Here is a 19,350-nt window from a genome sequence, read left to right as displayed (position 1 = left end):
AGCCGGATAAACCCTACTGATGTGCATCCGGTCGCCGGAATAAGCTGAAATTTCCGTGCATTTGTCTACAATTAGCCACTTTGTACCAACTCAGGCCAAGAGCCGCCGAACTTATGCATACAACAAGCATTCAACGCAAGGGCATCATCCTCGCCGGGGGCAGCGGCACCCGCCTCTACCCGTTGACTCGTGCCGTCAGCAAGCAGCTCATGCCGGTTTACGACAAGCCCATGATTTACTACCCGCTGACAGTGCTGATGCTGGCGGGTATCTGCGACATCCTGATCATCACCACCCCGGAGGATTCCAGCCAGTTCCAGCACTTGTTGGGCGATGGTTCCCAGTGGGGTCTGAACATCCAGTATGCGGTGCAACCCAAACCGGAAGGGCTGGCACAAGCCTTCCTGATTGGTGCGGAATTCCTTGGCAATGCCCCCGCCACCCTGATTCTGGGAGACAACATTTACTACGGCGAAGGTTTGTCCAGTCGCTTGCAAGCAGCCAGCCGCCAGCAACACGGGGCGACCGTGTTTGCCTACTACGTCAAAGACCCGGAACGTTACGGGGTGGTTGAGTTTGATGCCAACGGTAAGGCGTTAAGTATCGAGGAAAAGCCGCTCAAACCGCGCTCCCCTTACGCCGTCACCGGTTTGTATTTCTACGATAATCAGGTAGTGGATATTGCCCGCGAAGTGCGCCCTTCCCCACGCGGTGAGTTGGAAATCACCACCGTCAACCAGATGTACCTAGAGCGTGGCCTGTTGCAGGTGGAAATGCTCAAGCGCGGCACGGCCTGGCTGGATACTGGAACTCATGCCTCGCTGCTGGACGCTTCCAACTATATCCGCGTGATTGAAGATCGGCAGGGGCTGAAAATTGCCTGCCCGGAAGAAGTGGCATGGCGCATGGGTTACATCGACAGTGAACAACTGCTGCATCTGGCAGAACCACTGCGAAAGAGCGGCTATGGCGATTATCTGGCAGGATTACTGGCATGAAACTGATCGACACCCGCATTCCTGATGTGAAGATTATTGAACCCGCCGTGTTCGGTGATGCCCGTGGCTTTTTCATGGAAAGCTGGCACGCAGGCAAATTTGCCGAACTGGGGCTGAATTTGTCGTTCGTACAAGATAATCACAGCCGCTCCCGTCAAGGCATCCTGCGCGGGCTGCACTATCAGACAGAACAGGCACAAGGCAAACTGGTACGAGTCACCAGCGGCAAAGTATTTGATGTCGCCGTCGACCTACGCCGTTCCTCGCCTACTTTTGGGCAATGGGTGGGTGCAGAATTGTCCGATGAAAACTATCACATGCTGTGGGTTCCGCCCGGTTTCGCCCACGGCTTCTACGTGATGAGTGCATCCGCCGAATTCCTCTACAAGTGCACGGATTTTTACACCCCACAACACGAACATTGCATCCGCTGGGATGACCCGACCTTGGCTATTGACTGGCCATTGGCTAACGGACAACCCCCACTGGTATCCGGCAAGGATGCGCAAGGCAAAAGCTGGCAGGAGGCCATCACTTTCCCATGAAAATCCTCATTACCGGCGCAAACGGGCAACTCGGCTCCGAATTGCAAGCCACCTGCCCTGCGCATGTCACCCTGATCCCGACTGACCATGAATCACTGGACATTACCCAGCCGCAGCAGGTCAATACCGTACTGGATGCCCAGCAGCCGGATGCCATCATCAATGCCGCCGCCTATACCGCTGTAGACAAGGCTGAAAGCGAAACAGAACGTGTCTATGCCATCAACCACCATGCAGCGGCAACACTGGCACAGGCAGCCAGCCAACGGAACATCTACCTGTTGCACGTTTCCACCGATTTTGTGTTTGAGGGGCTGCAATCCTCGCCCTACCTGCCGGAAGCCGCCGCCCAGCCACTGGGCGTGTATGGTGCAAGCAAGCTGGCAGGCGAACAAGCCGTACAGACACTATGCCCAAGTGCTGCCATTGTGCGTACTTCCTGGCTGTATTCAGCTTATGGCAATAACTTCGTCAAGACCATGCTGCGCCTGATGGCAGAACGTGACTCGCTGGGGGTGGTCGCTGACCAGAGTGGTACACCGACCTGGACACACACGCTGGCAACCACACTATGGTCATTCATCGCGCAAAAGCCGCAGGGTATCTTCCATTGCTCCGACCAGGGTGTGGCAAGCTGGTACGATTTTGCCATTGCCATTCAGGAAGAAGCACTGGCCTTGGGGCTACTCAACAAGGCAGTGCCGGTCAAGCCCTTGCGCACGGCAGAATACCCGACCCCTGCCCGCCGCCCGGCCTACAGCGTGATGGACAAACGCACAACCGAAACACTGCTGGGTTACACGTTCCCCCATTGGCGCGTGAGCCTGCGGCAGATGCTGACTGAATTGAAACAACAGATTCCAACAACATGACTATGACACATCAACCCCGTAACCTGCTCGTCACTGGCGGAGCAGGTTTCATCGGCACCAATTTCGTCCACTACTGGCTGCAACAGTACCCGGATACACGGCTGGTTGTGCTGGATGCGCTGACCTACGCAGGCCGTTACGAGAACCTGCAACCGCTGGAAAGCCAGAGCAGTTTCCGTTTTGTACACGGTGACATCCTCGACCAGCCACTGGTGGAAACCTTGCTGCGTGAAGAAAACATCGACACCCTCGTGCACTTTGCTGCCGAGTCGCACGTTGACCGTTCCATCTACGGGCCGGATGCTTTCCTGAAAACCAATATTGACGGTACGCACAGCCTGCTGAAAGCGGCAAAAAAAGTCTGGCTGGAAGAAAAGCCCGGTTTTGCCCACCGTTTCCACCACGTCTCCACTGACGAGGTGTATGGCACATTGTCGCCTACTGACCCGGCATTCACCGAAATCACACCGTATGCTCCCAACTCGCCGTATGCTGCCAGCAAGGCGGCTTCCGACCATATCGTGCGGGCTTACCAGCATACCTATGGCTTGCAGACCAGTACCAGCAATTGTTCCAACAACTACGGCCCTTACCAGTACCCGGAAAAGCTGATCCCGCTGGCAATTGCCCGGCTGCTGCAAGGTCAGCCCGTACCCATCTACGGTGATGGGCAACAGGTACGCGACTGGCTGTACGTGGACGACCACAACCGGGGGATCGACCTGATCATCCGCACCGGGCGGGTGGGGGAAACCTACAACATTGGTGGCAATAACGAGCAGGCCAACCTGAGCCTGATCCATGAACTGTGCGCCCTGCTGGATAGCCGCTTCCCTGCTTCACCGCATGTGCCGCACCGTCAGCACATCACCTACGTGCAAGACCGCCCCGGTCATGACCGCCGCTACGCCATCGACAACAGCAAGATTTGCCGCGAACTGGGTTATGAACCGGCAGAAACCTTCCAGTCTGGCCTGGCAAAAACACTGGAATGGTATCTGGCAAGACCGGAATTCTGGCAGGAAGGCATCCAGCTATTCGGTACACATGGGGACAAAACCTGATGAAATGCCGTATCTGTGGCAGTGAAGGTGCACACCGCGCTTACGTAGCCAAGGAAATGATGCTCGGCCTGCGTGATGAGCACCCTTATTTCCAGTGTGCCGATTGTGGCTGTCTGCAAATTGCCAGCATTCCCGGCAATCTGGGAGATTATTACCCTGACAATTACTATTCCTACAGCGGTGTCGGTAACAGCGGTAGTGCGTTGAAACAAAAGCTGCTGCGGATGCGCGACACCTGGGCTGCCACCGGGCACTGCCAGCTTGGGCGCATCATGCATTTCCTCTCCCCCAATGCCAAACTGGCCAGCTTGCGCCCTGCCGGAATCAATCCGACATCGCGCATTCTGGATGTGGGTTGTGGTGCAGGTCATTTGCTGCATTCCCTGCGTGAGATTGGCTTTCAGCATCTGTTGGGCATCGACCCGTTCAACCGTGCAGACATCAGTTACCCCAACGGCTTGCACATCGAAAAACGCGATATTTTCAGTGAAACCGGGCAATGGGATCTGGTGATGTTTCACCATTCCTTTGAGCACCTGCCTGAGCAGCAAGCCAACCTGCAACAGGCATTCCGTATCCTAGCACCCGGCGGTATGGCACTGGTGCGGGTTCCCACCGTGTCTTCCTGGGCATGGCAGGAATACGGGGTCAACTGGGTGCAACTGGATGCCCCACGCCATCTGTTCCTGCATTCGCTCAACAGTATGCAGGCACTGGCGGCACAAACAGGCTTTCAGCTCGAACAGGTCGTGTATGACTCGTTTGCCCTGCAATTCTGGGGCAGCAAGCAATACGAGCAGGACATTCCCTTGCGTGACCCGCGTTCATGGGCAGAATCGCCGCAAAATGCCCTGTTTACTGCCAAGGAAATCCGCGCCTTTGAACAACGTTCACGTGAATTAAACGCAATCAATCAGGGCGATCAGGCTGCATTCTATTTGAGGAAACCCACTTGAACACAACCCTTCCCAAGTTGCTGGCCATTTCCTCTCCCGGAGGTCACTGGATACAACTGACCCGCCTGTGTCAGGGGTTGGAAGGACGTTACCATATTGTTTACGCCATGCCCGGCGACCTGTTCGGCACAGCCAGTACGCTCAAGGGCAAAAAGGTGTATTCCGTCACCGATGTGAGTGCAGATGACAAGTGGAAGCTGATTCCCTGCGCTTTGCAGGTGCTGTATGTGCTGCTGAAAGAACGCCCGCAAGCCATCCTCTCCACCGGCGCCGCCCCTGGGTTTGTGGCTGTCTGGCTCGGCAGCCTGCTCGGTATCCGCACCATCTGGGTAGACAGTATCGCCAATGTGAAACAGATTTCCCGTGCCGGTCGCCTTGCCCAAAAACGTGCTGATGTATTCCTGACCCAATGGGAACACCTGAGTAACGGGCAGGACATCCTGTTCAAGGGAGCAGTCCTGTGATCTTTGTCGCCGTAGGTACGCAATTTCCATTCGACCGCCTGATCCGCAGCGTGGATGAATGGGTGGGACAGCACCAGATGGCAGGTATCGCCCAGATTGCCGGTGGCGAGTACCTGCCGCAGCATTTGCGCTGGGAACGCTTCATGACCACGGATACCTTCAACCAGCATCTACAAGCTGCCAGCCTGATCATTTCGCACGCAGGCATGGGCAACATCATCACAGCACTGGAAAACCGCAAACCCATCATCGTCATGAATCGCCAACACGCTTTGGGCGAACACCGCAATGACCATCAACTGGACGGATTAGCGTGGATGGGCAAACTGTCTGGCGTATATACCGCCACCAGCCAGGACGAACTGTATGCCCTGCTGGAACGGCAACACGACCTGCAAGCAGCCACACAAACACCCGGAGCACGCCGACAAACCCTGGTTGATTTCATTGATCAGGCCATCCGCTTCCCCAAACAGGGCGGCAAACCGGCATGAACCTGCAAAACCATTCCCTGCTAATAACCAGTGCCTTGTCGACCATCGCACGTTTTGCCGGGGTAGGTCTGAATTTCGCCGTAGCCATTACCCTGACCCGCAACTTGCCGATGCATGAGGCCGGGATGGTGTTCATGCTGATGACGCTGGTGACGGGTATTTCCCTGTTTAGCCGTTTGGGGGTCGAGCAATGGCTGGTGCGGGATGTTGCCCGCATCCCTGAAACGGAACAACGTCAACAGGGGCAATACTTGCAGGCTGCCTACCGGCTGGTTCTGCTCAGCAGTGTGGTGTTTATGCTGGGCTGGCTCGTGTTTGCCCCGTTGACGCAACACCTGCTGTTTGATGATGCCATCCAGTTGTTGCCATTATTGGCGGCAGGTAGCGGTATCCTGTTTTTCAATCTGGTGATGCTGAACTCGGCCTTCCTGAAAGCCATCCGCCATACGTCCCAATCCCTGCTGGTACAAAACGCGCTTCCGGCAGTCACTTACATGCTGCTGATTGTTGTGTTCTGGATGATCTTCACCCAAAACCAGCATTATTTGTGGTTGTATATCGCCTCCTTGTTGCTGGCAGGTTTGTGGTCATTCCATTGGTTGCGCCCGTGGTGGCAGGACTTGTCACCTGCCGTCAGTACACCGTTCAAGGTACGGGATGTGCTGCAACAGTCCTTGCCTCTCGCGCCGGTTTCCTTTTTTTCCTTCCTGATGCTGTGGGCAGACACCCTGCTGACTGGTTTGCTACTCAGCAACGAAGATGTCGCCCTGTTTACGGTCGCGGCACGCCTGTCATTTGTGAGCCTGTTTTTTCTGGGGGCGCTGGATGCCACCATTTACCCGCGTCTGCTGAAAATCCACAAGCAGCAGCCGGAACAGACCCGGCGATTTTTCTGGCAGGCAACCGGGCTGGTAGCAGGTGTACTCGGTATCGTAACCCTGCTGTTACTGATGACCAGTGATTTCATCCTGGCAGTTTTCAGCCTGGAATATGTACAGGCGGGCATGGCACTGGCCATCCTGTTGGTAGCACAGTTTGTACGGGCGATGAGCCTGACGTTTTCTTTCATGTTCATCATTCAGGAACAGGTACGTTACCTGAATATCCTGCTCATGAGTGCGCTGGTCGTGAACATTATCGCCAATCTGCTGATGATTCCGCACTATGGCATTGAAGGTGCTGCGGGCGCGACCTTGCTCGCCAATCTGGTGTTGACGGGGGGGGTAATAGTGTTTTTCTTCAAAAATCGCCTGCTAAATGACCAGGGACGGCTATCATAAGGATTATCATGCTGCGACTACTTGCCATCCTGTTCGTCATATCCGTATTCATCCCGGTGGAGTTTTACACCATGGCGGGATCGGTGCGTATTGAGCCGTACCGGATTGTGCTGGGTGTTACCCTGCTGTACGCATTGCTGAACATCAAAACCCTGCTGGAACAGGCCGATCTGGTGGATGTGCTGCTGATCGGGCTGATAATACTGGCCTTTGCCAGCATCTGGCATAACCACGGGCTGCAACAATCGGTGGAATCCACCGGCATTTACGCGATTGAAACCTTGGGAGCCTTCTGGCTGGCACGCCTGTTTATTACCACCCCGGAACGCTTTTTCCATATCAATCGGCTATTTATCATCATTCTGACATCCCTGACCCTGTTTGCCATCTATGAAGCCTTTGCCCAGCACCGCTTCATGCATGACATTGCCAAGTGGCTGACCGGGCATGATGCACTCGACTACCGTTTGTATACGCATTACTACATCCGTGGCGGTATCATGCGGGCAACCAGCCTGTTTGAGCATCCCATCCTGTATGGTTCCCTGCTGGCCTTGTTCTTCCCGTTTGCTTTCCTGTGGTGGTTACGCTCGCGCAGCTTGCTGGTAGGGTTGAATGTGGTCGGACTGGTGATTTCCATGATTACCACTTTGTCTTCCGCCCCCCTGCTATCCCTTATTTTTCAATCAGGTATCGCTATTTTAACCCGCTTCTGGCATAGTGCCCGCCGTTTGTGGATTGCCCTGTTTTTCGGTGGCATTGCCGGAGCCATGCTGATCAATGCATTTTCCAACCGGGGCTTTTTCGGCATCCTGATTTCGTACCTGACCTTTAACCCGAATACTGGCTATTTCCGCATGATGCAGTGGGAACACAGCATGGATGACATCGCAGACAACCCGATTATGGGCATTGGCCTGATCGGCCCTGGCCTGCACGACTGGACACGCCCATACTGGATCACTGACTGGTTTGGCAACAGTATTGACAGTTTCTGGCTGCTGTTGACCTTGCAACACGGAATTTTTGCCGCATTCCTGCTGCTGCTTGCCAGCCTGTATGCCACTTTCAGCACCTTGAATCATAGCTGGAAACATACTGAGGCAACCCGCTGGATGGTGACAGCCTGGCTGCTGTCGTTTTTATCCCTGATCCTGATCGGCTTTACCGTTGATTATTTTGGCAAACTCCAGCCCATGTTTTTCTTTGCACTGGGGATGATTGGCTGGGCACGTTATTACACTTGGGATGAAACCGGCAGCTTGCCGGATTCAGGCACACAACCAACCGATGGCGAACGCTTATGAGACTACGTTTTGTCAACCAGCGAGTTTACATGTGGCTGGTGTGGTTCCGGGACAGCCTGCTGTGGCTGCGCACCTGGTACTTCCGCACCTTGTACGGGATGAAAATTGCCCCGGATGTGCGCATTTCCTTCAAGGCACGCCTGGACAAAACCAATCCACGCTGCCTCGAAATTGGTGAAAAAACCTATATCGCGTTTGATTCCATCATTCTGGCGCATGACTATGCAACCCGGCGGCATGGCGGCAGTTTTGAGCAAGTGACCAAAATCGGGGCAAACTGCTTTATCGGTTGCGGCGCCATTGTCCTGCCCGGCGTGACCATCGGTGATCAGGTGATTGTCGGTGCTGGCAGTGTTGTCACCAAAGATGTTCCTGCCAACTCCATTGTGGGCGGCAATCCGGCAAAAATATTGAAATCCGGCATCCAGACCATTGCTTACGGGAGGCTGGCGTGAGCACACCTGAGCTGAGCATCATCCTGGTTTCCTACAACACAGCCAAATTCATCCAACGGGCACTGGAATCCGTCTTGCGTGAAACCCGGCAAACCCGCTTTGAAATCATCGTGGTGGACAATGCCTCACAGGATGATTCAGTCAAGGTCATCCGCGAACAGTTTCCCGACATCAAGCTGATTGATTCCGGGCAAAATCCGGGGTTCGCCGGAGGTGTACGTACCGGGGTAACACAAGCACAGGGGAAATATTTACTGCTGCTCAATCCTGATACCGTCATTCTCGACAATGCCATTGACCGCTTGCTGCAATTCGCCGAACAACACCCCGGTAACGGTATCTGGAGTGGCGTTACCCTGAACAATGACCTGAGCCTTAACAGCCAGCACGCCTGGGCTGAAACCACCCTCAGCACGTTGCTGTTCAGCGCCCTGGGCTTAAGCAAGCTGTTCAGCCACAGTTGCCTGTTCAACCGGGTCAATTACGGCTGCTGGCAACGCGATACCGTCAAGAAAGTCGACATTGTATCTGGCTGTTTTTTCCTGACTACCCGTGAGCTATGGGACAAACTGGATGGCTTAGATGCCAGCTTCTTCATGTATGCGGAAGAAGCCGATTATTGCCTGCGAGCCAGAGCTTACGGACATCAGCCGATTGTCACCCCGGATGCCCGCATTATCCATCACGGTGGCGTCAGCCATAACAACTTTTCCGCCAAGATGGTCAAGCTGCTCAAGGGCAAAGTGGAACTTGCCAACCGTCATGCCCCCCGCTGGCAACGCCCCCTGCAACATTTCCTGCTGTACTGGTATGTGCTCAACAAACACCTGTTGCACACCCTGTTCAAACCGCATTCCGAACAACGCAAACAATGGCAGATGGTGTACGCACAGCGTGCCGACTGGCTACGGGGATACCGCTGATGGCAAGCGTGATTGTACCCGCCCATAATGAAGCAACTGTCATCCGCCGCTGTCTTGACAGCCTCATGGATCAGCCGGGGCTGGATACCCTGATTGTGGCCTGCAACGGCTGTAGTGACAACACCGCCGAGATTGTACGCAATGAATATCCGCAAGCCATTTGCTTGGATATTGCCAAACCATCCAAGGTCAATGCCCTGAATGAGGCTGAAAAACACATTACGAGCTGGCCCGTGTTCTACATTGATGCAGATACACGCCTGTCTGCCAACGCTATCCAGACCATCGTAACCGGCATGAAAAATGGCGAGACATTGCTGGCAGCACCGGAACCCGTGATTGATACTTCCCGTTCATCTTGGTTTGTCCGGCAGTTTTACCACATCTGGTTACAACTCCCTTACATCCGTGAAGGTGTGGTCGCCACATGCAGCTATGTTGTCAGTGAGGCAGGCCACCAACGCTTTGCCCGTTTCCCGGAAGTGATCAATGATGACGGTTTTGTCCGCTGCCAGTTTGCACGGCATGAACGCCGCAACATTGCCGGTGCGCAAATTTTCATTGCCGCCCCGCATACCCTGACCTCTCTGATCAAGATCAAGACGCGGGCACGGCTGGGTAACATGCAACTGGCGACATCCGGTTTGTGCTCCCAAACAGAGCAAAAACCTTACAGCAGTATCCTGCGCAACAAGCTGTTTAGCCGGGACTTCATCCCAGCATCAGTATATTTATCAATTACGTTATTCATCCGCCTGCGGGCTACCTGGCAATATCGTAACCTGCGCAATTATCGGTGGGAAACAGATAGTACATCACGCCTGCCGGGCTAATCGCGGGATTTGGCAAATTGATCAAGAAAACGCTGCCGCTTGTGTTTTTTCTGCGACAAAGAAGCCATATATAGGCTATATTAAGGGCAGTTTTCAGCAGCCCTGAGTGTCAAAAAAGGCTGTTTATATTAAATATGCTTGCACAACAAACAGATGGAGATTCCCAGCCTTTCGTCTGTCTGGTGAAAAACTTTTACGTGAGGTGTTGTTTTTTTACATCACACCTGTAAGATTTCGCGCTGCAAGTTACCTAATGACAACAAAATTCCGTGGCAGTCTGAAAGCATGACCGCCAGACAGAGGATAACAGTTGAATGGAAAACATGAAGGTAGACAAGAAAATCAGCTCCGAACTGATCTACCGCAGTGCAGATACACTGGTCATTCTAGGTGTTCTGGCGCTGGGTTCCTTCTATGACAGCGCTTATGCCCACAACACAGCAGGCTATCTTGCTGCCGGGTTGGGCACGTCCCTCCTGTTTGGTTTGATTGCCCGCTTTACAGACATCTATACCTCATGGAGTGCTCGCCCGTTTCTGCGCGATGAAGTCATCCGTTTACTGGTGACATGGCTGACAACTTTCCTGCTGGTCGTGTTTGTCATATTTGCAGCAAAAACCTCTGATGACTTCTCCCGGTTTGTCCTTATAAGCTGGCTCTTTATGACGCCCGTCCTGTTGATTGCCAACCGTTACACCTTGCGCACGCTACAAGCCCGCCTCAAACAAGTCGGTATCAACAACCGCACCATCGCTATCGCAGGCATTACTGAACAGGGCTTGCGCTTTGCCCGTGCGCTGGAACAAAAACCCGAATCCGGTTTTCAGATTGCCGGTTTTTATGAACTGGGTAATGAAGAAAAGCCGCTGGATCTGCCCAGACATTATGCCCGTATCGGGGGCAAGCAGGAGTTGCTGGAAGCAGCCCGTTGCGGGGAATGGGATCAAATCTATCTGGCTCCGACAAGCAACCAGCATTCAGCAGCCCTCAGCCTGATCCGTTCACTCACTGACAGCATCACCCCAATCCGCCTCATTCCTGACCACTTTACAACCTCACTCTTGCATAGCCGCTACATGGAGATTGCTGACACTCCTGTCCTCTGCGTCCATGAAGCCCCCCTGTCAGTCCAGCATACTGCCCTCAAACGCATGGAAGACCTGATCATTGGTTCCTTGCTGCTGTTGCTGGTATCACCTCTGATGTTACTGATAGCGGCAGCGATCAAGCTGACTTCACCGGGGCCTGTGTTGTTCAAACAGACGCGACATGGTTTGCGAGGCGAAAAATTCCAGGTCTGGAAATTCCGCACCATGACAGTATGTGAAAATGGCAACAACATCCGGCAAGCCACCCGCAACGACCATCGTGTTACCCCGGTAGGCTCATTTCTGCGCAAGACGTCGCTGGATGAACTCCCCCAGTTTTTCAACGTATTGCAGGGCAACATGTCGATTGTCGGCCCACGACCTCATGCCGTCGCGCATAACGAAGAATACAAGCAGATCATTCCCGGTTACATGTTACGCCACCTGATGAAACCTGGCATTACCGGCTGGGCACAAGTTAATGGCTGGCGTGGTGAAACGGATACCCTGTTCAAAATGCAAAAACGGGTGGAATATGACATGGAATATATTCGCCGCTGGAGCCTGGGTCTGGATATGAAAATTATTTTTGTTACTGCTTTCAAGACCCTGCATGACAGGAATGCCTACTGAGCTGGCTAACCTGTGAAAATTGACCAACTTACCTTCACCCGCTATATCGCTGCGCTAAGTGTCGTTTTCTTCCATTACGGGGTCAATGTGTTCCCTGCCAATTTGCCGTTACTCAACCCGGTATTGACCGCAGGTCCAATCGCTGTCAGTTATTTTTATGTTTTGTCCGGTTTTATCATGGCTATTGCCTATTACCGGCCTGACAACAACCAACCCTTTGCCAGTGGACGTTACTGGCTGGCACGGTTTGCCCGCATCTACCCTATCTACCTGCTGGCATTGCTGGTGATGATTGCTGCCAAATTCAACGAGGCTGGCAGTGATCCCCTGACCGTCGGCCTTGGTATCAGCATGTTGCAGGCATGGATTCCCGGCTATCCACTGACACTCAACTCTCCGGGCTGGTCGCTTTCCGTGGAAGCATTTTTTTACCTGTTCTTCCCCTTGCTCCTACTGGTTGCCAAACGCCATCATCTCAAAGCACTGATAATTGGCAGCGTTGTACTCTGGCTCAGCACCCAGGTGGCACACACCGTGCTGTTGAACACGCACGACTATGCCCCCTTTTCCGCATTACATGATTTCATTTACTACAGCCCCATCATGCACCTTAATACCTTTGTCATTGGCTTCATCGCTGGTGTATGGCTACTGGAAGGTAAATTGCAATCTTATTCCTCTCCTTTGCTCAATCATGCTGGTCTGTTGGCCTGCATTGCCCTGATTGTCTTGTTGCTGATTGCCCGCCAGCCGTTGATCGCTACAACCGGTATCCGTTTTGATTATACCAATGGCCTGATTGCCCCCCTGTTTCTGGTTTTTATTGTGTTACTGGCTCTCAATACCAGTCACCTCAGCCAGTATTTACAACACAAATGGATGATTTTGCTGGGTGAGGCCAGTTTTTCCCTGTATATCCTGCAAAAACCCCTACATGGTATTTATGAAAAAGTCGTAGCGGGCTGGATTCCTGACAACAGCGCCCTGCACTTTTACCTGTTTGTCATTGTACTGACAGGAACAGCCATACTTTCATTCCAGTGGGTGGAAACACCTTTACGGCGATTTATCAACTCGCTCTACCGGACACCGGAAAAATCCGGTTAGTATGCTTTGCTCAAGAGTTGCTACAATCCGCTCTTGAATATTTGTATTTCCGCCAGTTTTTACTTTAGTAATGTAACCTGACCATGCAACAAGACAACCGCAACAACCTTCCATACCGCAGCAACCAGCAGCAGCGCCCCGAGACCAAACCAAGGGATACGCTGGATCTGCGTGATTTCTGGAAGACACTGGTCAGGCAACAACGCTTGATAGCCCTGATTGCTGGTGTGACCGTGCTGCTGACCTTACTGTACACACTGCTCAGCGCCAATGTTTACCGTTCAACCACGACATTGCAAATTGAGCGGGAAGGAACCACAATCAAATTTGGTGAATCCGATCTCAACAACAGTGGCGACATCCGCGATACCCGCGACTTCTACCAGACACAATTTGAATTGATCCGCAGCCGTGCTTTGGCGGCCAAAGTCATTGAAACCCTCAAGCTGCATGAGAACACACCACCCAGTTCCCTGATAGGCAAAATCAAGCAATGGTTTGGCAGCGATGATCCCCGCGTCAAGCAAACTGTCCTTGAAGAACAACTGATTGACAACCTGAGTGTCGAACCAGTCAAAAACTCGCGGCTGGTTGCCATCCATTACGAATCCTCCAGCCCGGAACAGGCCGCCCAGATTGCCAACGCGGTTGCCGCCACCTTCCATGCCATGAACATGGAACGCCGCTCCTCCGCCGCGACTGATGCACAAACTTACCTGTCCGGTAGCGTACAAGAGGCCAAAAATAAGCTGGAAGAAGCAGAAAAACGCCTAACCCAATACGCCCAGGAACATGAAATCATTCAGATTGATGGTAAAGATGTCACCACGTCTTCCATGAATGTGCAAACTTTCTCCGAAAAACTATCACAAATCCAGCAGGAGCGTTTTGACAAGGAAAGCAAGCTCGCTGTGCTGTCTGACAAGGCTCGTCCAGCCGCTGAGCGCATTGGTATCCTCAAGGACAACTCTGCCTACCTGCAAACACTGGCTCAGCGCCTTGACCAATTAAAGACCCAAAAATCATCCACCGCAGAATTACGCCAACAAATCCGCAATCTGGAAAATGAGATTGATGCAGAAATTGCCACCAAACTCACCAGCATCAACAGTGAACTGGAAGCCATCAAAAAAGAAGAATCGCTGGTACACGAAAGCATTGCCAGAGCCAAAGCCGCCGCCATGCAGGAACAGGACAAGTCCATCGCTTACAATACTCTCCAGCGCGAAGTCACAACCAATCAGGAACTCTACCAAAGCCTGCTGCAACGCATGAAGGAAATAAGTGTGGCAGGTGGTATGGCAGCTAATAACGTTGTCATCATCGACAAGGCGCAGGTTCCACTCAAGAAATTCAAGCCTAGCCTTTCGACCAATCTGGCTTTCGGCACACTGCTGGGTTTATTGCTTGGTATGTCAGCAGCCTTCCTGCGTGATTTCATGGATGACCGGGTAAAAGACGTTGCCGAACTGGAACGCGCCACCGCTTTGCCTGTACTCGGTATTGTCCCCGCCGTGCAGGACTACACCCCAGACCAATTGGCAATGCTCGCTGTCAAAGAACCACGTTCCAGTATTGCCGAATCCTTCCGTTCCTTGCGTACTGCCTTGCGTTTTGTCCTGCAAGATGGCAGCAAAGGCATCATTTTTGTCACCAGCGCCCATGCAGGTGAAGGCAAATCCACCACTACCTCCAATCTTGCCTGCGCCTACGCCAATGCAGGCAACAAGGTATTGCTGATCGACGCCGACCTGCGCAATCCATCCCTGCACAAAACACTGGGTATTACCAACGAAACCGGCCTCTCCAATTACCTAGAAGGCTACGGTGATACCACCGCAATGGTGCAAGCAACCGGCATCAACAACCTTAGTCTGATCCCCGCCGGTACGCTACCAGACGATCCCGCAGAACTGATTTCATCAGCCCAGATGGAAAGTCTGTTGGCAACAGCCCGTGATGCCTATGACCTGATTCTGATTGACGGCCCGCCGGTACTGGGCCTGGCAGATGCGGTCATTCTGGCATCCCTGGCGGATACCACTCTGGTAACAGTCCGTGCAGAAAGCACCCACTTGAGTACCCTCGGTAACGCCCTCAAACGGCTGCGCCAATCCCATGCCAACCTTTCCGGCATTTTGCTGAATCGCGTAGACATGCGCCGGGGAGGAAATTTTGGCTATGACTATGCCAATTATTACTACTACCAATCTGGCAACAGTCAAACAGCACCTTCCGGCAAACTGGCATCCTTGTTACAACGTTTCAAGTTGCTGTAACTACTGTCTTTCGGTGTAAAATGATGGGCTTAATTTCACAAAGGAACCCCTTGCTGTGTCGATTGCGATTGCTTTACACATTTTGTCTGTTGTCATTTGGGTTGGAGGCATGTTTTTTGCCTATGTAGCTCTGCGCCCTGCTGCTGCCAGCATTCTGGAGCCACCCCAACGCCTGCCACTGTGGTCACAGGTATTTGCACGCTTTTTCCCTTGGGTTTGGGCGGCTGTTGCCCTAATCCTCGCTACTGGCTACTGGATGTTGTTCAACAGGTTCGGCGGCATGGCAAATGCCCCATTGTTCGTCCACGCCATGAATGGCCTTGGTCTGGTCATGATGGGCATTTTCATGTTTGTGTACTTTGTGCCCTATCGTCGTCTGCATGACTATGTATTAGGAATGCGCTGGCAGGAAGCAGGCAAAGCCCTTGCCAAAATCCGTGTTCTGATTGGCATCAACCTGGCGATTGGCCTGTTGACTGTCGCCATTGCCAGTGCTGGCAGGTTTTTGGCGTGAGCGAAGTCTTGCGCCTGAGTGAACTTGGTAGACAGCCTGTGGTTGCATTACTGGCACGTTTCGGTTTGCACTTCGAGCAACTGCCTGCTGGAGTAGAAATTCCCGGTAGCTACTGGAAGGAAGCAGAAGCCGGAATCATCGGCCTGAGTGTGCTGGCTCGCCCTGATACGCCGGTTCACTCTATCCTGCATGAAAGCTGCCACATCATCTGCATGGATGAGCAACGGCGGCAAAACCTGCATACCGATGCAGGCGGAGAAACCGATGAGGAAGATGCTGTCTGCTACCTGCAAATCCTGCTCGCCGACCTGATTCCCGGTATGGGCAGCGGGCGCATGTTGCAGGACATGGATAACTGGGGATATACCTTCCGCCTGGGTTCTGCTGCCGACTGGTTTCATCAAGATGCAGAAGATGCCCGTCACTGGCTTATCCGCCACAAGCTGTTGACCGACGCTGGGCAAATCGTTTTTAACCTACGTCACTAACGCCTGTCAGATACTTGCCGCCACCGGATACGGAACTACATGACATACCAGACGTCAAAGCATATAATCGCGCATTCAACAGCTTTGCTGAAAACAGTTCCGGGGGCGACTTGGCTTCGACGTGGATCACAAAGTCTGGGGAGCATGTAGTGGGTGTGATGACCACTCAAACACTAGTCACAAACAATAGTCGCAAACGACGACTCTTACGCTCTCGCCGCTTAATAACCGGTTGAAAGCTGTCTGATCGCTACTGTGCTTATGCAGTACGAATATTCAGGCATCATCCAATCATAAGATCGTGCGGGAGGCTCGCCCAAGGCCAAACCACTAAACAGTATTGGGACAGCCCGTGAGCAGCCTGTCTGTCGGTGGTGATCGGGTTAAATAAAAGACTGACTAAACATGTAGTAGCCTTCAGATGGAGGGTTTGCGGACGCGGGTTCAATTCCCGCCGCCTCCACCAATTTACGGTATCAGCAGACCCATGCAGTACCGAAAACCCATACAGAACGCGGCCTTAGAGCCGCGTTACTGTTCCATATAGTCCCACCAGAACCATACCAGCCCGTTTTTTTGCGGTATCCTGCACGGTATCTACCCTACCCATAGGAGCCGATACCGTTTGACCGATACCGCAACCCGCAACGCCAAGCCATGAGAGATACGCAATCATCAGAATTGAACCCAACATTGAATCCGACCTGATGGAGCTGGGCAGCTACCTGATGAGAATTAGCCCATTCATCACCTGCATAGATGCCCTATACTTGCCGTATCCACATTGCCAGAAGGATTGACACATGGGTATGTTCGACTCACTGATGGTCAAAATCAACGACCGCGACATTGAGCTACAAACCAAACGCTTTGAAAATAGGCTGGGGCATTATCACCCCGGATTGCTGTGCGGGCTTCTAGCACCGCCCCCACCAATACAAAATGCTCATGCCAATCATCGGTGCGTGGATGAAAAAAACGTGTAAAAACACCGGCTGTTGTCACAGAACCAACGTCGCTGCCCTTGTACAAATTACAGGGAGAACAAGCAACGGCTAAATTCTCCTCAGTCGTCAAGCCGCCATGCTTTTCGCTGATTACATGGTCAATGTGACAACCAAAAAACGTATCGTCCTCATGAATCCGGCAATATTCACAGGTATTACCTGCCCGCGCTGTAACCACGCGGCGCAAGTCTGCACTGATGTAAGTCGAACTCATTGCACCACATACCGCTGGGCGCGGGCTTTTGCCAAGCGCATCAGGTGTTCCAATTGCATGTAGTGGCTAAGCTCATCCTTTTCTTCGGAAGAAATACTAGCATTCTTGGATTTGTAGATTAGTTCACTTACCCGTGCCTTGGATGCTTCGGACGGGCGGAACGCAATAATTTTGCCGGGTGTCGTGCCACCAGCAATGAAATCAATGACTTCTTCGTAAGCACGTTCCATAATAAAACCTCGACATAGCCTGACAAGACGTTAAGCAACAGAATAGCGATAGTTTTACCATACTTTGGCAAGCAACGTCTGATCAACCTACATCCAAAAAAATAGGCCACTGCTCTCATCGTAGATTTTGATAGACTGATGCTATTTTCAACATATCGCATCACGAGACTCACATGCCAACGCCTAGCCACCGCCCTGCCAGCTTCAAGGCAAATCGCGTATTCACTGACCGCGATGAAGCGCGTGAATTGTTTGCCCAACAGGTCGCCACCCAGCAACATCAAAATAAATACCGTGTGTTGAACTTCTATGGTGTAGGTGGACAAGGCAAATCGGCATTGTGCGGGCAGTTTGAAAAACATCTCGACAGCCTGCCCAATAGTGAAGAACGCCAACTCGCATGGGCAAAAATCAACTTTGAAGACAGCAACAAGCGTAACCCCATTGCTGCACTAATGGCACTGCGTCTGCAATTGGCAGCTAACGGCAAGCTCTGGTTTCCTGCGTTTGATACCGCATTTGCGCGTTACTTTGCCATCACACAAGCAGGGCGTAACTTGGAAACCAGCTATCCCGAATTGTTCAAACAACCACATGACTTGTTACAAGGTTTGGCAGCAACGGCTGAAGCATTGAGTGGCTTACCACTATTGGGGAAAGCACTCGAACGCCTGCACAAAGTTGATGAAAAGCGTATTTTGCAACGCTGGATGGAAACACGCGGCACAGAACTATTGGTCGGGTTGGAAGGATTCTCCGCCTACGAACTGGAAGACAAATTACTCGGATTTTTTGGTGCTGATGTCGATGACTGGCTGCATAACGAAATCAATGCTCCCCAGCGGTGTGTTGTGTTCCTGTACGACACTTACGAAGCCTTGTGGCGTGACCAGCCCAGCAAAACTGACCTGTTGATTGATAAGTGGGTACGCAAGTTGGTCAGCGAATCGCCTGCCGTCTTGCATGTCATTTTGGGGCGCGAAGCACTGGCATGGGCGCAGCAAGACCCCAAAGAATGGCAAGTCATCATCACGCCCTGCCCATTGGAACACCTGACAGACACCGATGCTGACAACTTCCTGCAAACCGTTCCCGTGGTCGAAAATGACATACGGGCGCGGATTGTGGAGAGTGCTAAAGGCATTCCGTTCTACCTCAACTTGCAGGTTGACCAATACGAAAGCTGCAAACGGCGCAACCTCACCCCACAAGCGGATGAATACGGTGGCAAAGAGCCGGAAATGCTTGCCCGTTTCATCAGCCATTTACCGGATACGACGCGCCGCGCTTTACGGGTTGCCTCCTACACGCGCTGGCTGGATGAAACCTTGTTCCTCAACTTATGTGAAACCTTTCTGGGCGGCGCAGCCGTCATCAGCTTACATGAATTGACCGCTTATTCTTTCTGGACAAAACAAGAGGAGTCGCATTACCTGCACGCGGTCATACGTGACCACCTACAAGCGGAAAGCCACGAACATGAGCCTGTACTATTCAAACTAATCCACCAACACCTCTTCGACTATCACAGCCTGTTACAATCCAACGCGGCAGAACTGAATCTATTAGAGAAACGTGGCTCTTTGGGATTTCCCGTGG

The 19,350-nt window shown here is 52.6% G+C and carries 20 protein-coding genes, 1 other RNA gene and 1 pseudogene; 20 read left to right on the top strand and 2 right to left on the bottom strand.

The window, feature by feature from the left end:
- The first annotated feature begins 113 nt into the window (after positions 1–113).
- From rfbA to B2U47_RS00820, 19 genes are all read left to right on the top strand, one after another.
- Positions 114–998 carry a glucose-1-phosphate thymidylyltransferase RfbA gene (gene rfbA, locus B2U47_RS00910; protein WP_296678734.1) on the top strand — a complete coding sequence of 295 codons (885 nt, stop codon included), beginning with the start codon at positions 114–116 and terminating at the stop codon, positions 996–998.
- Entirely contained in the window at positions 995–1,543 is a 549-nt protein-coding gene (rfbC, locus tag B2U47_RS00905) for a dTDP-4-dehydrorhamnose 3,5-epimerase (protein ID WP_296678732.1), read from the top strand. The genes rfbA and rfbC overlap by 4 nt, the downstream gene beginning before the upstream one ends.
- Complete coding sequence (gene rfbD / locus B2U47_RS00900) at positions 1,540–2,415, top strand: dTDP-4-dehydrorhamnose reductase (RefSeq protein ID WP_296678730.1); 876 nt, start codon at positions 1,540–1,542, stop codon at positions 2,413–2,415. The genes rfbC and rfbD overlap by 4 nt, the downstream gene beginning before the upstream one ends.
- Positions 2,416–2,417: 2 nt before the next feature.
- A complete protein-coding gene (gene rfbB, locus B2U47_RS00895) occupies positions 2,418–3,479 on the top strand; it encodes a dTDP-glucose 4,6-dehydratase (RefSeq protein ID WP_296678806.1) in 1,062 nt (353 codons plus the stop codon).
- The gene (locus B2U47_RS00890) at positions 3,479–4,435 is read left to right on the top strand and encodes a class I SAM-dependent methyltransferase (protein ID WP_296678728.1); all 957 of its coding nucleotides are present in this window, start codon (positions 3,479–3,481) and stop codon (positions 4,433–4,435) included. Before rfbB ends, B2U47_RS00890 begins: the two co-directional genes overlap by 1 nt.
- Positions 4,432–4,899 (top strand): oligosaccharide biosynthesis protein Alg14, encoded by a 468-nt coding sequence (locus tag B2U47_RS00885; protein WP_296678726.1) that lies wholly within the window; start codon positions 4,432–4,434, stop codon positions 4,897–4,899. Before B2U47_RS00890 ends, B2U47_RS00885 begins: the two co-directional genes overlap by 4 nt.
- Positions 4,896–5,393 (top strand): glycosyltransferase, encoded by a 498-nt coding sequence (locus B2U47_RS00880; RefSeq protein WP_296678724.1) that lies wholly within the window; start codon positions 4,896–4,898, stop codon positions 5,391–5,393. Before B2U47_RS00885 ends, B2U47_RS00880 begins: the two co-directional genes overlap by 4 nt.
- Positions 5,390–6,673, top strand: a complete 1,284-nt coding sequence (locus B2U47_RS00875) for an oligosaccharide flippase family protein (protein ID WP_296678722.1) — start codon at positions 5,390–5,392, stop codon at positions 6,671–6,673. Before B2U47_RS00880 ends, B2U47_RS00875 begins: the two co-directional genes overlap by 4 nt.
- 8 nt (positions 6,674–6,681) lie before the next feature.
- Positions 6,682–7,980 carry an O-antigen ligase family protein gene (locus B2U47_RS00870; protein WP_296678720.1) on the top strand — a complete coding sequence of 433 codons (1,299 nt, stop codon included), beginning with the start codon at positions 6,682–6,684 and terminating at the stop codon, positions 7,978–7,980.
- Entirely contained in the window at positions 7,977–8,435 is a 459-nt protein-coding gene (locus B2U47_RS00865; protein WP_296678718.1) for an acyltransferase, read from the top strand. Before B2U47_RS00870 ends, B2U47_RS00865 begins: the two co-directional genes overlap by 4 nt.
- Positions 8,432–9,358: a glycosyltransferase family 2 protein gene (locus B2U47_RS00860; protein WP_296678716.1), complete on the top strand. Its 927-nt coding sequence runs from the start codon at positions 8,432–8,434 to the stop codon at positions 9,356–9,358. The genes B2U47_RS00865 and B2U47_RS00860 overlap by 4 nt, the downstream gene beginning before the upstream one ends.
- Entirely contained in the window at positions 9,358–10,191 is an 834-nt protein-coding gene (locus B2U47_RS00855) for a glycosyltransferase (protein ID WP_296678712.1), read from the top strand. Before B2U47_RS00860 ends, B2U47_RS00855 begins: the two co-directional genes overlap by 1 nt.
- A gap of 314 nt (positions 10,192–10,505) precedes the next feature.
- Complete coding sequence (locus B2U47_RS00850; protein ID WP_296678710.1) at positions 10,506–11,912, top strand: undecaprenyl-phosphate glucose phosphotransferase; 1,407 nt, start codon at positions 10,506–10,508, stop codon at positions 11,910–11,912.
- A 12-nt stretch (positions 11,913–11,924) separates the two neighbouring features.
- Positions 11,925–13,019 carry an acyltransferase family protein gene (locus B2U47_RS00845; protein WP_296678708.1) on the top strand — a complete coding sequence of 365 codons (1,095 nt, stop codon included), beginning with the start codon at positions 11,925–11,927 and terminating at the stop codon, positions 13,017–13,019.
- Between the two features lie 83 nt (positions 13,020–13,102).
- Positions 13,103–15,298: a GumC family protein gene (locus B2U47_RS00840; protein ID WP_296678706.1), complete on the top strand. Its 2,196-nt coding sequence runs from the start codon at positions 13,103–13,105 to the stop codon at positions 15,296–15,298.
- Positions 15,299–15,407: 109 nt separating this feature from the next.
- A complete protein-coding gene (locus B2U47_RS00835) occupies positions 15,408–15,812 on the top strand; it encodes a CopD family protein (protein ID WP_296678704.1) in 405 nt (134 codons plus the stop codon).
- On the top strand, positions 15,809–16,300 hold the full coding sequence (locus tag B2U47_RS00830; protein WP_296678702.1) for a hypothetical protein: 492 nt from the start codon (positions 15,809–15,811) through the stop codon (positions 16,298–16,300). The genes B2U47_RS00835 and B2U47_RS00830 overlap by 4 nt, the downstream gene beginning before the upstream one ends.
- Before the next feature lie 101 nt (positions 16,301–16,401).
- Positions 16,402–16,766: a transfer-messenger RNA gene (ssrA, locus tag B2U47_RS00825) on the top strand.
- A gap of 337 nt (positions 16,767–17,103) precedes the next feature.
- Complete coding sequence (locus tag B2U47_RS00820) at positions 17,104–17,286, top strand: hypothetical protein (RefSeq protein ID WP_296683751.1); 183 nt, start codon at positions 17,104–17,106, stop codon at positions 17,284–17,286.
- A gap of 37 nt (positions 17,287–17,323) precedes the next feature.
- Here the strand turns inward: B2U47_RS00820 and B2U47_RS17255 are convergent.
- Positions 17,324–17,521 (bottom strand): annotated as a pseudogene (locus tag B2U47_RS17255) (HNH endonuclease); the annotation flags it as partial.
- Positions 17,518–17,751, bottom strand: coding sequence for a hypothetical protein (locus B2U47_RS00815; protein WP_093070229.1), 234 nt, complete (start codon positions 17,749–17,751; stop codon positions 17,518–17,520). The gene B2U47_RS00815 and the pseudogene B2U47_RS17255, both read right to left, overlap by 4 nt.
- Before the next feature lie 173 nt (positions 17,752–17,924).
- Between B2U47_RS00815 and B2U47_RS00810 the strand changes: the two genes are divergently transcribed.
- A partial coding sequence (locus tag B2U47_RS00810; protein ID WP_296678692.1) for a hypothetical protein occupies positions 17,925–19,350 on the top strand: 1,426 nt, incomplete at its 3' end.

Origin of the sequence: Thiothrix sp. UBA5583 (genome assembly GCA_002425225.1) — a bacterium.
Classification (GTDB): Bacteria; Pseudomonadota; Gammaproteobacteria; order Thiotrichales; family Thiotrichaceae; genus Thiothrix; species Thiothrix moscowensis.
The sequence above is the reverse complement of the archived record's forward strand: the minus strand, read 5'-3'. Positions and strand labels throughout refer to the sequence as shown.

Coding starts and splice junctions, on each gene's coding strand:
- rfbA (WP_296678734.1), top strand. CDS start 114: ATGCATACAACAAGCATTCAACGCAAGGGCATCATCCTCGCCGGGGGC.
- rfbC (WP_296678732.1), top strand. CDS start 995: ATGAAACTGATCGACACCCGCATTCCTGATGTGAAGATTATTGAACCC.
- rfbD (WP_296678730.1), top strand. CDS start 1,540: ATGAAAATCCTCATTACCGGCGCAAACGGGCAACTCGGCTCCGAATTG.
- rfbB (WP_296678806.1), top strand. CDS start 2,418: ATGACACATCAACCCCGTAACCTGCTCGTCACTGGCGGAGCAGGTTTC.
- B2U47_RS00890 (WP_296678728.1), top strand. CDS start 3,479: ATGAAATGCCGTATCTGTGGCAGTGAAGGTGCACACCGCGCTTACGTA.
- B2U47_RS00875 (WP_296678722.1), top strand. CDS start 5,390: ATGAACCTGCAAAACCATTCCCTGCTAATAACCAGTGCCTTGTCGACC.
- B2U47_RS00870 (WP_296678720.1), top strand. CDS start 6,682: ATGCTGCGACTACTTGCCATCCTGTTCGTCATATCCGTATTCATCCCG.
- B2U47_RS00865 (WP_296678718.1), top strand. CDS start 7,977: ATGAGACTACGTTTTGTCAACCAGCGAGTTTACATGTGGCTGGTGTGG.
- B2U47_RS00855 (WP_296678712.1), top strand. CDS start 9,358: ATGGCAAGCGTGATTGTACCCGCCCATAATGAAGCAACTGTCATCCGC.
- B2U47_RS00850 (WP_296678710.1), top strand. CDS start 10,506: ATGGAAAACATGAAGGTAGACAAGAAAATCAGCTCCGAACTGATCTAC.
- B2U47_RS00840 (WP_296678706.1), top strand. CDS start 13,103: ATGCAACAAGACAACCGCAACAACCTTCCATACCGCAGCAACCAGCAG.
- B2U47_RS00835 (WP_296678704.1), top strand. CDS start 15,408: ATGTTTTTTGCCTATGTAGCTCTGCGCCCTGCTGCTGCCAGCATTCTG.
- B2U47_RS00820 (WP_296683751.1), top strand. CDS start 17,104: ATGGGTATGTTCGACTCACTGATGGTCAAAATCAACGACCGCGACATT.
- B2U47_RS00815 (WP_093070229.1), bottom strand. CDS start 17,751: ATGGAACGTGCTTACGAAGAAGTCATTGATTTCATTGCTGGTGGCACG.